At 52.6% G+C, this 15,613-nt stretch carries 9 protein-coding genes and 7 pseudogenes; 11 read left to right on the forward strand and 5 right to left on the reverse strand.

Annotated features, from left to right (window positions below; genetic code table 11):
• Position 1 precedes the first annotated feature (1 nt).
• A complete protein-coding gene (locus tag OA238_RS26460) occupies positions 2-2,044 on the reverse strand; it encodes an oxidoreductase (RefSeq protein ID WP_015497534.1) in 2,043 nt (680 codons plus the stop codon).
• Positions 2,045-2,316: 272 nt separating this feature from the next.
• On the opposite strand from OA238_RS26460, the gene OA238_RS26465 reads away from it, so the two are divergent.
• On the forward strand, positions 2,317-2,988 hold the full coding sequence (locus tag OA238_RS26465; RefSeq protein WP_245581407.1) for a cupin domain-containing protein: 672 nt from the start codon (positions 2,317-2,319) through the stop codon (positions 2,986-2,988).
• A 103-nt stretch (positions 2,989-3,091) separates the two neighbouring features.
• Positions 3,092-4,068: pseudogene (locus OA238_RS26470) on the forward strand (IS1595 family transposase).
• A 139-nt stretch (positions 4,069-4,207) separates the two neighbouring features.
• Here the strand turns inward: OA238_RS26470 and OA238_RS26475 are convergent.
• Positions 4,208-5,254: pseudogene (locus tag OA238_RS26475) on the reverse strand (ISL3 family transposase); the annotation flags it as partial.
• A 139-nt stretch (positions 5,255-5,393) separates the two neighbouring features.
• Here OA238_RS26475 and OA238_RS26480 point away from each other — a divergent pair.
• Both OA238_RS26480 and tnpA read left to right on the forward strand, forming a co-directional pair.
• Positions 5,394-6,150, forward strand: a pseudogene (locus OA238_RS26480) (IS256-like element ISOan6 family transposase); the annotation flags it as partial.
• Positions 6,133-6,555, forward strand: a complete 423-nt coding sequence (gene tnpA / locus OA238_RS33230; protein WP_187293211.1) for an IS200/IS605 family transposase — start codon at positions 6,133-6,135, stop codon at positions 6,553-6,555. The pseudogene OA238_RS26480 and the gene tnpA, both read left to right, overlap by 18 nt.
• Here tnpA and OA238_RS32325 read toward each other — a convergent pair.
• A pseudogene (locus OA238_RS32325) lies at positions 6,555-6,740 on the reverse strand (ISL3 family transposase); the annotation flags it as partial. The gene tnpA and the pseudogene OA238_RS32325 sit on opposite strands and share 1 nt — an antisense overlap.
• A 135-nt stretch (positions 6,741-6,875) precedes the next feature.
• Between OA238_RS32325 and galU the strand changes: the two are divergent.
• From galU to OA238_RS26525, 7 genes and pseudogenes are all read left to right on the forward strand, one after another.
• Positions 6,876-7,769: a UTP--glucose-1-phosphate uridylyltransferase GalU gene (gene galU, locus OA238_RS26490; RefSeq protein WP_015497538.1), complete on the forward strand. Its 894-nt coding sequence runs from the start codon at positions 6,876-6,878 to the stop codon at positions 7,767-7,769.
• An 11-nt stretch (positions 7,770-7,780) separates the two neighbouring features.
• Positions 7,781-8,845 (forward strand): glycosyltransferase family 2 protein, encoded by a 1,065-nt coding sequence (locus OA238_RS26495; protein WP_015497539.1) that lies wholly within the window; start codon positions 7,781-7,783, stop codon positions 8,843-8,845.
• A gap of 150 nt (positions 8,846-8,995) precedes the next feature.
• A pseudogene (locus OA238_RS34330) lies at positions 8,996-9,238 on the forward strand (glycosyltransferase family 2 protein); the annotation flags it as partial.
• A 73-nt stretch (positions 9,239-9,311) separates the two neighbouring features.
• Positions 9,312-10,399 (forward strand): IS3 family transposase gene (locus OA238_RS26510; protein WP_085982794.1). Its coding sequence is split into 2 segments (ribosomal slippage): positions 9,312-9,573 and positions 9,573-10,399, totalling 1,089 coding nucleotides; the frame shifts between segments, so codons are not numbered across the junction.
• 44 nt (positions 10,400-10,443) lie between these two features.
• Positions 10,444-11,208: pseudogene (locus tag OA238_RS26515) on the forward strand (glycosyltransferase family 2 protein); the annotation flags it as partial.
• Complete coding sequence (locus OA238_RS26520) at positions 11,205-12,899, forward strand: DUF5927 domain-containing protein (RefSeq protein WP_044037724.1); 1,695 nt, start codon at positions 11,205-11,207, stop codon at positions 12,897-12,899. The pseudogene OA238_RS26515 and the gene OA238_RS26520, both read left to right, overlap by 4 nt.
• Before the next feature lie 3 nt (positions 12,900-12,902).
• Positions 12,903-14,324 (forward strand): annotated as a pseudogene (locus OA238_RS26525) (sulfotransferase family 2 domain-containing protein).
• 10 nt (positions 14,325-14,334) lie between these two features.
• Here OA238_RS26525 and OA238_RS26530 read toward each other — a convergent pair.
• Entirely contained in the window at positions 14,335-14,799 is a 465-nt protein-coding gene (locus OA238_RS26530; protein WP_015497545.1) for a PTS sugar transporter subunit IIA, read from the reverse strand.
• 29 nt (positions 14,800-14,828) lie between these two features.
• Positions 14,829-15,404: a ribosome hibernation-promoting factor, HPF/YfiA family gene (gene hpf, locus OA238_RS26535; protein WP_015497546.1), complete on the reverse strand. Its 576-nt coding sequence runs from the start codon at positions 15,402-15,404 to the stop codon at positions 14,829-14,831.
• Positions 15,405-15,613: the final 209 nt, after the last annotated feature.

Below are 15,613 nucleotides of genomic sequence, written 5' to 3' on the forward strand. Positions count from 1 at the left end.
CTCAATCATCCGCCAATAGGGGGAGTTCGCGGCGAAATGGCACGCCGGTCACGGCCGGTTCACCCAGTTCGCGCGCATATCGGTGCCCGCCATAAACGGCCGCGGCAATCGTGCCCGGTGCATAACAATCACCAATGCGGGTCAGGGATGTCGCGCGTTCCTGAAGGGCAGAAAACAGGTCTTCGCGCGGGTTGCGCATCGCGACAGGTATCAAGGTCGCGCAGGGGATCTGGTGAACGGCATCGGTGTAAATACAGGTGAGATCCACATGATTGGAAGAAATTCTGGTCAACGTATGCAGTGGGGTAATTTTCACCCCCAATTTCATCAATCGCGTCTGAATGCGGGACTGCTCCATTGTGTTGTGCGTCCAGTGCGAAACATCGGGCGTGGGGGTCACATAGGTGACGTCATGACCTTCGCGGCGCAGCTTTTCCGCAATCAGGCCCGCCATATAATAGTAATCATCGTCAAAAATGACGACCGGTCCGGTTGGTTTTTCGCCTGCGCAAATGGCATCCACACCCATCACGGTGCCTGCATCATGGCCCAGGATCGCGCGTCGGTTACTGCGCCCGATTCCGGTAGTGTCCCACTCCGACCCCGTCGACAGGACAATATGATCGGCCTCGAATTCCAGAACCTGATCAGCCGTCAGTGGACTATTGAGATAGACCGCGACGTTGGCCATTTGACTGATCTGGTATTCGCGATAATCCGCGACACGCCGCCATTGGGATAGGCCGGGTAATTGGCTTTCAGTGTGGACGCGACCGCCGATGGTGTCCGTCGCTTCCGCCAGCGTAACATCATACCCGCGCTGCCCAAGTGCGCGCGCTGCTTCAAGCCCTGCTGGCCCTGCGCCCACAATCAACACGGTTTCATCCGCAGTTTTCGGCGCAATTCGTTCAGGATGCCAACCTTTGCGCCATTCTTCGCCCATCGTTGGGTTCTGGGTGCATCGCATAGGGTGAGACAGAAAATCAGCGGACACGCAGATGTTGCAGCCGATACATTCACGGATGTCTTCGACCCGGCCTTCTTCAATTTTCTTAGGCAGGAACGGGTCCGCGATGGATGGGCGGGCTGCACCGATCAAATCCAGAACACCCTTATTGACCAGCGATACCATCGTGTCAGGGGACGTGAAACGACCGACACCAACCACTGGCTTTGTCGTAATCTGCTTTACGAAACGGATGTAGTCCGTTTGATACCCCTCGTCCGAGAACCGAGAGGTCGCGCTGTCATTTTCCCAACCACTGACGTTCACGTCCCAAAGGTCGGGGAGCTCGGCCAGCATTTCTATAATCTCGCGACCCTCACCATCGCTTGAGATGCCGCCCTTGCCGAGCATTTCGTCGACAGCCAGCCGAACAGCGATTGCGCAGGTGTCGCCGATTGCATCTTTGGTGTCCTCGATAACCTCGCGCAGCAGGCGCACGCGGTTTTTCAGGCTGCCACCGTATTCATCCGTTCGATCATTCCGGTCAGCTTGTAGAAAATGCATCAATGTCGTCATGTCATGTCCCGCGTAGACGTAGACAATATCAAAGCCCGCTGATTTAGCGCGAATGGCCGCATCGACGTGCATTTTTCGAAAGGCTTTGATGTCGGCCTTGTCCATGCGTCGCGCTTGCACAGGTTCATAAAGATCAATGGGACGCGCCGCAGGGCCCATGGGAATTTCGCGGCTGTAGTTGTTCGCTGCACCCGCGCCAAGGTGCGCAGGCTCGATGCCGGCCAACCCGCCGTACGCGTGAATTTTGTCGACCATTTTGGCGAGAACAGGGATGTCGCTGTCATCCCAAAGACGGCTTTCGATCGCGCCGCTTAACTCTGAAGTATGTGAAATTTCGCACTCTTCTGTGTTGACGACACCCCAACCCCCTTCGGCCTTTACGCCACGCATTTCGGCCATAGAGGACGGGTATTGATGCCCCATGCCATTGCAATGTGGCACCTGATAAAATCGATTTGGGGCGGTGACGGGGCCGATTTTGACCGGTTCGAAAAGGACATCAAAACGTGGATCGCGGGTCATTCTGTTCCTCCTCAGGGCCAAAATCATGTAATAAAATGATTTTTAAGTCGAATTTAAAATTCTAAAAATCATTATTAATCAATAATTTGATAGTCTTTCCTATCTGAACGGTCATTCAATCATTTGTTGATTTTGAACCCGAGTCAAGCCTTTAATCCAGCGATGTCCATTTGTTTAGCTAGAAGAAAGAAGGGTTCCACATGTCCGACTTGCCTCGCCTCATACATCTTGATCCCAACGGGCCGAATGGCGCAGGGTTATCTCCGCTTAATTTGGACAGCGTTGATTTCCAGTCGGCCGTTCCGCAGCAACACCTGCATGTCTTCTATGAAGAACCCGCCATTGGGCTGACGGTTGGCGTCTGGGACACGACCACGATGCAAGAAGCGTTCGGCCCCTACCCTGGCGATGAAGTTATCATCGTGTTGGACGGCGATTTTGCGATGCTGGACGCAGATGACAATGCGGTCAGGGCAGGGCGCGGCGAGTGCGTCGCGTTTCGCAATGCCGTCCCGATGAGTTGGAAGCAGGAGGGCTACCTAAAGAAGTTCTTTGTTACCCTCCTTACACCTGACGTCGTCACGCCGCCGCTGGCAACCGCTGAAGGTGCCGTTATCGTTGTGAATCCTGATTCACCGCTGAACCAAACGTCAACGACAGGCGAACCGGTCGAGCGCGAACATGTGGCGATCACCAATGATGCCGGCAACATGAGTGTCGGGATTTGGGATTGCCAGACAGCTGAATTCGAAATGGAACCTTTTTCAATTCATGAGTTTGTGCACGTGCTGGAAGGTGCTGCAACGATCACAGAAGGGGACGGGACCACACATAATGTTAAGGCCGGAGATTGCTTTTTCATCCCCAAAGGGACCGAGTGTCAGTGGAAAGTCCCGACCTACATCAATAAACCGGCTCTTCTCCGCTTTGTTGAGTTATTCTAGGATTTCAAATAGAACATAGAAGGCTTATCCCCTTTGCTCCGGCGGCACCTGATGTAGTGCGAAGCGGCTTGCCAATCTAGAATGTTCTGGTATTGTTCTTCCCATGCCAGCCAGATGGAAAAACGACAAACCCATGTCCCGCCCCGCGTTCGACGCCAGGTTTTCTGATGAGGAAGCGTGTTCGCATTATCTGGTGGAACATCGTTGGCCTGAGGGCTTCGTCTGTCCTTCCTGTGGCACCTGCAAGGGCTGGCCGTTAAAGCGAAATCGCGCGACTTGGGAATGTGCCGGTTGCGCACGGCAGACATCCGTGACGGCTGGCACGGTAATGCACAGCAGCCATTTGCCGTTGCGAATTTGGTTTCTTGCCGCGCACATCATCACCAGCCATTCCAACGGCATGTCAGCGCTGCAACTTCAGGCGCAACTTGGCCTTGGCAGCTACAAGACGGGTCGCCATCGTCGCTCGGACCGATGGCGCTTCTCGGCGACCTCCTCTTGCAAAAGCTGCGGCGGTCGATGGTCAACCCTGACCGCAACCCCCTGAAAGACCTTGTCGAAATCGATGAAACAGAGATGCCGTTCCGGTCCCGGCATGATCCCGAGGACCGGCCAAAGGGTGGGCGGAGCCCGGTTGGAAAGATGTTTGTCGTCTGTGCCGTCGAGTTATCAAGTGACGGACATCCGCGCCGTATCAGGATGAAACACATTCCCGACGGCGCGTCAAAGACGCTGCACGGGTTCATTGGTCAGGCTGTAGAGCCTGGCGCTCACATCATCACGGATGGCTGGCTCGGTTACGAAAATCCTCCTGCAAACACGCATGAGGCAAAGGTCGTCAGCGGCAAGAAGGCACACGACATACTCCACTGGGTCCACCGCGTGTTCTCCAACCTAAAAACGTGGGCAAAAGGCGTCTTCCACGGCCTCAGAAAGTGCCATCTACAACGCTATCTCGACGAATTCGTGTTCCGCTGGAACCGACGGCGACACATGCGAAGCGCCTTCGACACGCTGCTGGGGATCGGTGTTGGTCTCGGGCCAGCGACATATCGTGATTTTGTTGAACAGCGCGCCTGAAGGGCCTCGTTCACGGCAAAAGCCACGCCCTATAAACCCACCAGACGTTACAAACTGATCCGATCCGCCTCTAAAGCCACAAGGGCAAGATTCTGCGCCGCGTCAACATGTGGGGCAACCGGACTAAAAGGGATAAGCCTTAGAACATAGATTGATTATCTGGGATGGATGATTGTCTAATTTTGAGTTTGAAGTATTCGGTATCCCTGATGCCCCTGGCTCGTTTGCGGATCATTCCTATACTGACATTACCAGCCTCTATTCTGGCGCTTGTCAGCTTGTGTTTCGCGTAGTTGCATATGCCCACACAATGTTTTCTTAGGGATTTTGCGAACTTTTTCAGATAGAGCATGTGTGACTGATCTGCGATCAGGCACCAATTTTCCAGTTGCTCTGACATCCCCTCAAATGATGGGGCGCTCCACAGAGCCTGAAGCTGTTCTTTTAAGACGTAAAGCGTATTCAGGTTGCTATTGCTCTCCAGCAACGTTTGCAGCTTGTTACTTTGTTTTTCATTCAACTTATCCGCATTTTTGAGCAACAGATAATGCGTGCCCTTCATCAACTCTTTACCACTTTGATCGGCCTTCCTGAACTCAAGGCGACGCTGATTATGGATAGCCTTGCTGTAGTTTTTCATGACGTGGAAACGGTCAAATACGATGTCGGCCATCGGCAAGGACTCCCTGACAGCCTTTTGGTAGGCAGGCCCCATATCCATCGACACGGCCTTTATTTTATGGGCTGTATCTGGCCGCAGCTGTTTCAAAAACCTTGAAAAAACTTCGGCAGTTCGACCGGCTTCCACCCAGATCAGATGCCCTCCGACCATATCGTAGACCACCGTCATATAGTCATGACCTTTCGCCCGGGCCACTTCATCGACACCAATGTATTCCAAGCCAGCAAGCTGTGCGGGATCAAGCGCAGGGAGCGTTTCCATCAGGTATGCCTTGTCGATATTCTTTACCGTCTCCCATCGTATACCTAAATGCCTGGAGACAGCCAGAATGGATAAATGACGGCACAATCCACTGATAAGATGGCAAAATCGATGGGTGAAACGGCACCCTTTATCAACAAAAGGACACGCCTCAATGCGGCGCTCACCCTTGCTAATAAAAACCTGCGCTAGCTCAATCTCAATCACACAAGGATACCCAAAAAACGGGATGTCGTTTACTTTCCACAAACGGGATTAAAGCCACCGGCTTCCAGCCGGGAGCTATGACTGAATCTGGTGTTTGAGTGGTTTGAAGGTTGGCGGCGTATCTGGTTGAATTGTTGTTGGAAGACAGCAGCCCAACCAAAGGAGATACACCACCATGGGAACTACTAACATTGTTGATTTTGCGCGTCGAGACGAGATGACGGACGCGTTGACGGAGTTGCTGAAAACGGGAGCACAACAATTGATCGCGACAGCAGTTGAGGCTGAGCTTGTCAGTTATTTGGCGCAATTTACCGGCTTACGCACCGATGCCGGTCACGCGGCAGTCGTGCGTAATGGACATCATCCGGCCCGCCCGTTTCAAACGGGCATTGGCCCTGTGAGCGTGCGCATTCCAAAGGTTCGGTCCAAGGACGGCACACCGGTGACATTCCGGTCTGCCCTGGTGCCGCCCTATGTGCGCCGCACGAAGACGCTGGAAGCGGCCTTGCCATGGCTTTACCTCAAAGGGATCTCCAGCGGCGAGATGGCTCCCGCCCTCAAGGTTCTTCTGGGCCCAGATGCCGTTGGCTTGTCGGCTAATACGGTTTCGCGTTTAAAACGCGATTGGGCCAATGAATACGAGGCTTGGAAAGGCGCTGAGTTAGATGACGAGCCCATCGTCTATTCTGGGCCGACGGCGTTCACAGCGGCCTTCGGGCGAGGATGACAAGCTCTGTGCCCTTGTTATTATTGGGGTAACTGCCCGTGGCAAGAAGCGATTTCTGGCAATTGAGGATGGGGTGCGCGAGTCCACGCAGAGCTGGCGCGAGGTTCTGCTTAACCTCAAAAGCCGAGGCATGAATGCGCCCAAACTGGCCATCGGGGACGGTGCCATGGGGTTTTGGGCGGCCATGGACGAAGTCTATCCTGAGACCCATACCAAATTTTATCACCGATTTCACGTCGTCTGGACAACAAAATACCGATACAAAGTTATGCGCGGTGAAATGCGTGAGCGTATCCGTGAAATCATTATCCAAACATGCCAAGAACTTGGCGTGCATATTGAGACGGGCGTATTGTCGACCGATCACGTCCACATGTTCATATCGGTCCCGCCTCAGATAGCATTGTCAATGGTGATGATGCGGATCAAGGGACGCTCGTCTTATAAGATACAGCGCGAGTTTCCCGAACTGCGCAAACGGTACTGGGGCCAGCGGTTTTGGGCTCGCGGATTTTTCTCAACAACCAGCGGCAATGTCACTGACGCTGTCATACTTCAGTATCTTGAATTACATTCAAAAAGGGAACCTACCGGCGTCAGCCGGTAGTCGTTCAGTTGTCGGCGAATATGTTGGTTGATGCTACCCTTCTTGCCGGTTGCAGGGTCTATAGCGCTCCTGCGGGCATCCCGACTGCACTGAACAATAACCTTCGCACCGTCTTCAGCCAGCTCAATTTCATTTACACGTTGCCCCTTCAGGCGTAAGATATGTTGCGAAATGTCGATGGTCATATACCTGCCCTATGTAAAGTTGTCAGAAACCTAACATATCAATAGGTTACTTGATGGTCGGCATCTTTTCTTACTCAACAAAGCGGAGAAGAGCCGAGATGGATTTCCTTTACGGGTTCAGAATGGGTAAAAAATATGCAAAAACGTGTTACAAAAGCGATCTTTCCTGTGGCTGGCTTGGGAACGCGATTTCTGCCTGCAACGAAGTCTGTCCCCAAAGAGATCATGACGCTCGTGGATCGTCCTTTGATCCAATACGCCATTGATGAAGCCCGTGCCGCTGGCATCAAAGAGTTTATTTTTGTAACCTCACGCGGCAAATCTGCGCTTGAAGATTATTTCGATATTGCTCCGGAATTGGAACGCACGCTGCGTAAGAAGGGTAAGCTCGATATGTTGGAGGAGCTGAAATCCACTAATATGGAAAGTGGTGCAATCGCCTATATCCGGCAACACAAGGCACTGGGGCTTGGCCATGCAGTTTGGTGTGCCCGCCGCCTCGTTGCCAATGAACCGTTCGCGGTGATCCTGCCTGATGATGTGATTGCGGCTGAAACGCCCTGCCTTCAGCAGATGGTCGAAGCCCACGAGGAAACCGGTGGCTGTATGGTCGCTGCGATGGAAGTGCCAAAGGACAAAGCGTCATCTTATGGCGTGATCGACATCAAAGAAGATTTCGGGTCCATGGTGTCCGTCAAAGGTTTGGTTGAAAAACCCGCTGCCGACGAAGCGCCGTCCAATTTGGCGATCATCGGACGGTATATTCTGACGCCACGGATCATGCAGAACCTTAACAAAATCAAGAGCGGGTCAGGTGGCGAAGTTCAGCTGACCGATGCGATTGATGCCGAACTGAAAAGCGGACACGACGTGTTTGGATATCGGTTCCGTGGACAGCGGTTTGACTGCGGATCAAAGGCTGGTTTCCTGCAAGCGACAGTGGCCTTCGGACTTGCCCGCGACGATTTGCGTGGTGAATTCGACACATACCTGCGCGAATTGATGTCAATGCATCAGGCCGCACAGTAGTCATTGGTTTGATGTTTCCCTTTAATGTCCCAGGGGATCAAATCGCTAATCAATGCAAAACGTCAGCCTTTATCGAAGCTCTGTTTGCTTACCGCATGCGGTGGAAGCGCAGGCGTTTGCTTGTTCGGTCTTTACGTCGGCGTGCTGAGATAACGCGCTTTTCAGGGGGGGATATCCCGCAGTCTGGCGTCTTGGTCTTTTCGACCATGCGCAATGAAGTGGCGCTTGTTGAACACTGGCTCTCACATTACCGCGCGCTTGGCGTTACGCACTTTCTGATCGTCGATAGCGGGAGTGATGATGGGACTGCCGCGGTTCTGGCCAAGCAGCCTGATGTGTCATTATGGACCACGCCGCATAGTTACAAAGCATCTCGATTCGGGGTGGATTGGCTGACATGTTTGCAGATCAAACACGGTGCTGGGCGGTGGTGCTTGACCGTCGATGCCGACGAGCTGTTGGTCTACCCCGACAGTGACACACAGGATCTGCGCGCATTAACCCAACATCTAGACGCCAACGGGTGCGAGGCATTCGGAGCGCTGATGCTGGATATGTACCCCAAGGGCCCAATCGGGCAGTCGCGTTATGTTGCGGGGGATGATCCGATTCGGACTCTTCCTTGGTTTGACGCCAACAATTACCGCGCGAAGATACATCCGGTGTTTGGCAATTTATGGATCCAAGGTGGCGTACGGGACCGGATGTTCTTTGGCAGCCAACCTGAACGATCCCCGACACTGAACAAGACACCACTGGTGAAATGGCGTCGCGGCTTTGCTTATGTTACGTCTACCCATCAAATTCTTCCACGGAGGCTGAACGATGTGTTTGACTTGGGCGGGGCTGCGCGCGTGTCTGGCGTGTTGCTGCACACGAAGTTCTTGCCCAATATCGCGAAAAAATCTGCCGAGGAATTGACCCGTGCGCAGCACTTTGAGAATAGCGATCTGTACCAGCCCTACTATAGTGCACTGATCGACGATCCCGATCTTTGGATCGATTCGCCTGTCAAATACAGTGGCACTGCGCAGCTTGAATCTCTTGGACTGATGACACGTGGAACGTGGGGTTAGGGCATCACCTTTTCGAAAGGTTGCCAAATTCTGCCTGTTGTTTATTGAATGGCAACAATGGACGCTAATTGCTCGTATTATCAATGGTGTGTTAACTATAAAGCTCTAGCGAGGTTTGCAGACTTCGGTGGCACGATCGGAAGGATGAACTTGAGCGCTTGGACATCATATCGGCTTCGCCTTAAGCGAAAGCGGGGGCACCTGCGTGCCTGGCGCAAGTCGCGTGAGTTGTCGTCTGTCAAAGATTGTACCAGCCAAATCAAGCCTAACGATATCCTTGTGTTCTGCACGTTTCGCAACGAAGACATTCGCTTGCCGTATTTCTTTAAATATTACCGTGACTTAGGTGTCGACCATTTCATTATGGTGGACAACGAAAGTGTTGATGGTGGGGGGGTAATCCCCCCTAAAATTAGTGGTGTTCAAAAGTAGAATTTTCTCGGCAAGATATCTGAGGAGATTTTTGATGAAGACAGCACGATTTAGCGACGCACAGATCATGGGCATTTTGAAACAAGCAGAGGGCGGCACGCCGGTCTCTGAGCTGTGTCGGGAGCATGGGATGAGCAGCGCCAGTTTTTATAAATGGCGGGCCAAATTCGGTGGAATGGATGCATCTTTGATTGCTGAGATGAAGGACATGTCCGAACAAAACCGGCGGCTCAAGAGGATGTATGCCGAGATGAGCATGCAGAACGATCTGCTGAAGGAGGCGCTTGGAAAAAAGCGTTAAGGCCGTCTCGTCGACGAGAGATGGCCATGAATGCAGTCTTGCAGCGGGGCACCAGTATCGCACTTGCCTGTCGTACCTTCCAAATCAGCGAGACCTGCTATCGCTACAGCCCCGTGCTGAGCGGCGAGAACGAGGAGATCGCCGATTGGCTGGAACGGTTGACCGAGAACAAGCGCACGTGGGGCTTTGGCCTGTGCTTTTTGTATCTGCGCAACGTGCAGGGCTATGGGTGGAACCATAAGCGCGTCTATCGGATTTACTGCGAACTGGAGCTGAACTTACGGATTAAGCCCAAGAAACGACTGAAGCGGGATAAGCCTGAACCGTTGGCCGTGCCTGATGCCCCAAACGACACCTGGTTGATGGATTTCATGGCAGATCAGCTTGCGGATGGGCGATCAATACGGACGTTAAACGTGTTGGATGACTTTAATCGCGAAGGGCTATGCATCGAAGTCGACTTCTCGTTGCCCGCGGAACGCGTTGTTCGCAGCCTCGACCGGATCATCGAATGGCGCGGCAAACCCCAAGCCATTCGCGTCGACAACGGCCCAGAGTATATCAGCGGGACCTTGATGACATGGGCTGAGAAGCACGGTGTTCGACTTGAACACACCCAGCCAGGCAAACCCCAACAGAACGCTTATATCGAGCGTTACAATCGCACCGTCCGCGGCGAATGGCTGAGCCAAAACATCTTTGAAACCATTGAGGAGGCGCAGAACCAGGCAACACAATGGCTCTGGACTTACAACAACGAGCGACCCAACATGGGCATTGGCGGCATAACACCCGCAATGAAACTGAAAACAGCTGCGTGAATTCTACAGCTGAGCCCCATTAAAAATGGGGGGATTACAGGGGCGACTATGCCGCGAATCAACCGGATGTGTCGATCTGGAAGGCCAAGGGCAGCTATCGCCGCTCGCGGTTTGGCGTTGACTGGCTGAACCACCTTCAGCGTAAATATGCAGATGGTCATTGGACGCTTGTCGTCGATCCGGATGAGTTTTGTGTCTACCCGTTCTGCGATACCCGCCCTGTGCGCGCGTTGACAGATTGGCTAGATGCATCTGACATTCGCAGCTTTGGTGCCATGTTGTTGGATATGTACCCCAAAGGCCGGCTTGACGCGGTACCTTATCAGCGTGGCCAAGACCCGATGGAGATCACGTCGTGGTTTGACAGTGGCAATTACACGGTTTCAAAGAACCATTTGTTCTACAACTTATGGATTCAAGACGGCCCGCGGGCCCGTGTGTTCTTTCAGGACGAACCGTGGCGTGCCCCTGCGTTGAACAAAACGCCACTTGTGAAGTGGGACAAGAATTACGCCTACGTGAATTCCACCCATATGGTTCTGCCGCGCGGTTTGAACCTTGTGTATGATGAATGGGGCGGTGAAAAAGCATCAGGTGTGCTGCTGCATGCCAAATTCCTTGATACGTTTGGCGCCAAAGCAGCCGAAGAATTGGCACGTCGTCAGCACTATGCTGGCAGTCAGGAATATAAGGCCTACGCAGACGGAATTTCGAAACATCCTGACTTGTGGTGTAAATGGTCTGAGAAATACATCAACTGGCGCCAGCTTGAGATTCTTGGCCTCATGTCGAAAGGCAACTGGGCATGAGCGTCGGTGTCGTCATGTTGGTGCACAATGCATTTGACCGTGCCGAACAGGTGGTTCGTCACTGGGCGGCTGCGGGTTGCCCCGTGGTGATCCATGTCGACAAGAACGTTAAATTTGCCACCTACGATGCTTTCGTAAAAAGCGTGGCAGACTTGCCGGATGTGATGTTTTCCAAGCGCCATCGCTGTGAATGGGGCACGTGGGGTATCGTCGCTGCGTCGCAATCCGCATCAAGCATGATGTTGAATAATTTTGCTGACGTGCGTCATGTCTATTTGGCGTCTGGGTCTTGTTTGCCGCTGCGCCCGATCAAAGATCTGCAATCCTATCTGGAAAAACGCCCGCGTACCGATTTCATCGAAAGTGCGACGACGGCAGATGTTCCGTGGACCCAAGGCGGACTTGATTTTGAACGCTTCACGCTGCGGTTTCCATTCTCATGGCGTAAACATCGTATGCTATTTGACCGCTACGTTGATTTTCAACGGCGTTTCAAAATGTATCGCCGCGTGCCCGAAGGGATTGTGCCGCATATGGGATCGCAGTGGTGGTGTCTGACGCGCCAGACATTGTCAGCGATTCTAGAAGACCCCGATCGCGCCGTTTATGACAGATATTTCAAGCGGGTCTGGATTCCGGATGAAAGCTATTTTCAGACGCTTGTGCGACTCTATTCGCAAAGTATCGAAAGCCGGTCCCTCACCCTGTCGAAGTTCGACTATCAGGGCAAACCGCACATCTTTTATGACGATCATCTGCAACTGCTTCGGCGATCAGATTGCTTTGTTGCGCGCAAAATCTGGCCCCACGCGAACAGGCTTTATGACAACTTCCTGAACGAAGAAAATCCGTTGAAGGGGGCTGAACCGAACCCCGGTAAGATTGACCGTATCTTTTCGAAGGCGGTTGAACGGCGCACCCGCGGACGCGCGGGCCTGTTCATGCAAAGCCGCCTGCCCCGACCGGGGTACGAGAACGGATTTACGTCTGCGCCCTATTCAGTGTTCGAAGGCTTTGCCGAACTGTTTGAAGATTTTGAACCATGGCTTGGGCGGATGACGGGTACACGGGTTCATGGGCATTTATATGCCAAAGATCGTGTTGAATTTGAGGGCCGGCAAAAGACGTTCAGTGGCGCGTTATGCGACAATGCAAAATTACGAGACCACCATGCGCAATCCTTCCTTGTGAACCTGATTTGGAACACGCGTGGTGAGCGTCAGTGCTTTCAATTTGGCCCGATGGACAGTCAACTTGTCAGCTGGGATTTAGCCAAAGACCCCAACGCGCAGATTTCTGTGATCTCTGGAGCCTGGGCCATTCCGCTATTCCAGTCGAACCGCAATTTCTCAGATATCCGTGCGCATGCTGCTGAATTGCAGCGCATTGAGAGTGAGCATTTAGACGCGCTCCGCTCCACTTGGGTTAAGGCACGTATTCGTATCTGGACGTTAGCCGATTTTATTGAAACGCCGATGGAGGCGCTGCAAACGGTTCTTGATGAAATGGGTGCCAAGAACCTGCGCCGTGTCACTGAGGCCCCAAAAATGGCGGACCTGACAGGTTTTAGCCAGTTCCTACAAAACCTTAAGAACCAAGGAATGCACCCGTATCTGATGGGTGACTTCCCCTCCGACGCTGGCCCAACGGCGCAACGCCCGTCGCGCCGCAAACCTTATTTGGTACGCTAGAAGATGGGTGATTTTGACTATTTTGTCGTGTTCGCGGAAATGCGTACTGGGTCCAACTTTTTGGAAACCAACATCAACGCGTTTGATGGCTTGGCTTGCCTTGGTGAGGCGTATAATCCGCATTTTGTTGGCTATCCGAACCGAACAGAGATTTTGGGTGTGACGCTGGAAGATCGCAACGCGGACCCGCAGATTTTGCTGGAAAAAGTCAAAGTTGCCGATGGATTGAACGGGTTTCGATATTTCAACGACCATGACCCACGGGTATTTGACACTGTGATGGCCGATCGTCGTTGCGCCAAGATTATTTTGACGCGCAATCCGGTTGAAAGCTACGTCAGCTGGAAAATCGCTAAGGCCACCGGCCAGTGGAAACTGACCGATGTAAAACGATTGCGCGAAGACACTGTGACGTTCAAAGCGACTGAATTCAGGCAACACATCGACAAACTACAGGCGTTTCAGGTACGTCTTCTCAACACGTTGCAGAAGGCCGGACAGACTGCGTTTTATGTGGATTATGAAGACTTGCAAGATGTTGATGTGATGAACGGACTTGCTGGCTTTCTTGGTGTCTACGAACGTCTAGAAACGCTCGACTCGTCATTAAAGAAACAAAACCCAAGCGCATTGTCCAAAAAAGTCGAGAATTTCGGTGAGATGGAAGCAGCGCTCGCGCAACTGGATCGGTTTAACCTGAACCGCACGCCGAACTTTGAACCGCGCCGTGGGCCCGCGGTGCCAAGCTATATTGCCGCGTCCAAATCCCCGCTTTTGTACTTGCCGATTAAATCTGGCCCCGTCGCGGTTGTAATAGAATGGTTGGCGGGCCTTGATGATGCGCGGCAGGACGATCTTTTGGGGAAGCTCACGCAAAAATCCCTGCGCCAATGGAAACGACAACTGCCCGGGCATCGTAGTTTTACGGTTCTGCGCCATCCAGTTGCCCGCGCCCATGCAGCGTTCTGCAATAAAATACTGACAACGAATGAGGGCAGTCTAACCGAAATTAGAAATATTTTACGCAACCAATTCAAATTGCCGATCCCGGCAAAATATCCTGATTCGGCGTACACTTCGCTAGAACACTGAGCGGCATTTCTGGCATTCTTGAAGTTTGTGAAATCGAATATTGCATCGCAAACGACAATCCGTGTGGATGCACATTGGGCAACACAGTCACAGGCGTTGCAGGGATTCGCGGAATTCGCATCGCCCGATTTGATTCTGCGCGAAGGGCGACTGGAAGAAGACCTTGCGATTCTGGCGGCGCAGGTTGGCAAATCAACAATGCCAAAGATCGCGGATATGACTGATCCACATTCAGCACTATTGACCGAAATTTATGACGATGAAATTGAGGCCGCTGTCCACGACGTTTACCAGCGCGACTATATTACGTTCGGGTTTGGGCCGTATTTATAGACGACTGGGATTAGGCTGCCTGCGCAGAACTCGCTTCCGTCAGGATCGTGTAAATCGTGGAGGGGTCTTCGTTCGCCCGAAGCTTGGCACAAATGCCTTCGTCGCGAAGCGTACGCGACACGAGTGCCAGTGCTTTGAGATGGATGACACCAGCGTCCTCAGGAGCAAAAAGGGCAAAGACGAGATCGACTGGTTGGCGATCCACCGAATCAAAATCCAGTGGCTTTTTCACCCGTAAGAACAGCCCGCAGACCTGCTCCAACCCCGGAAGACGCGCATGGGGAAGCGCGACGCCATGGCCCACACCTGTGGGGCCAAGGCTTTCGCGGTCCACAAGGGCATCAATCACAACGGACTGCCTCATTCCAAAGCAAGATTCTGCCATATCGGCAATGTCATGGAACATGCGCTTCTTGCTGCTTGCTGCAGCAATCACCTTAATCCCAGCCGCCGGAAGAATGTCTTGTATTGTCATGCTTCAAATCACGTCGGACATTGCCCGAACTAGCCTGTGTTACGCGGGTCTATCCAACCGATGTTGCCGTCTTCGCGGCGATAAACAACGTTGATTCCGCTATGTCCTTCGTTTCGGAAAACCAAGACCGGCGCATCGGCGATCTCCATTTGCATAACTGCTTCTCCAACGGAGATTGATGGGATTTTGGTCTCCATCTCAGCCACGATCATAGAGTTTACGCCGTCCAGTTCTTGATCATCCGACTCATCATTCGAAGCGAGGATATACGAGCCCGCATCAGAAAGTTCAACGGGTTGTGATCGGTCCCTATGGTGGTCTTTCAGACGGCGTTTATACCGCCGAAGCTGTTTTTCCATTTTCTCGGACGCACCATCAAAAGCTGCATAGATTTCAGTGCCTTTGCCTTTGGCTTGCGCGGTCAAACCAGTTGAAAGATGGACTTCAGCCTCGCAAACATATTCGTGCCCGCTCCTGGAAAAAACAATAATTGCGTTGGTCGGGCGTCCTGCATATTTGCTAAAAACCTCTCCCATTTCAGTCTGCACGTGGGTTTGCAGGGCTTCACCAATGTCGATTTGCTTTCCTGTGATCTGATAGTGCATCTCGTCTCCTTTTTCGTCGTTAAAGGCAATTCGGGCGTCAAAACGATTAAGGATACGTTAAGTTACGCTGGAATTGTCAGGGGTGATGGCAGGGGATGGGTTGTGTGCCACTGGCGCCTGTGAGGCGTGGACCAGTTTGCATTGGAAACCTGTTCTGTCATCCTTTGTAGTTGGCGACAAAAAGGGGGTGTCTGTCAATGACATCTGTA

Origin of the sequence: Octadecabacter arcticus 238 (genome assembly GCF_000155735.2) — a bacterium.
In the GTDB taxonomy this organism is placed as follows: Bacteria; Pseudomonadota; Alphaproteobacteria; order Rhodobacterales; family Rhodobacteraceae; genus Octadecabacter; species Octadecabacter arcticus.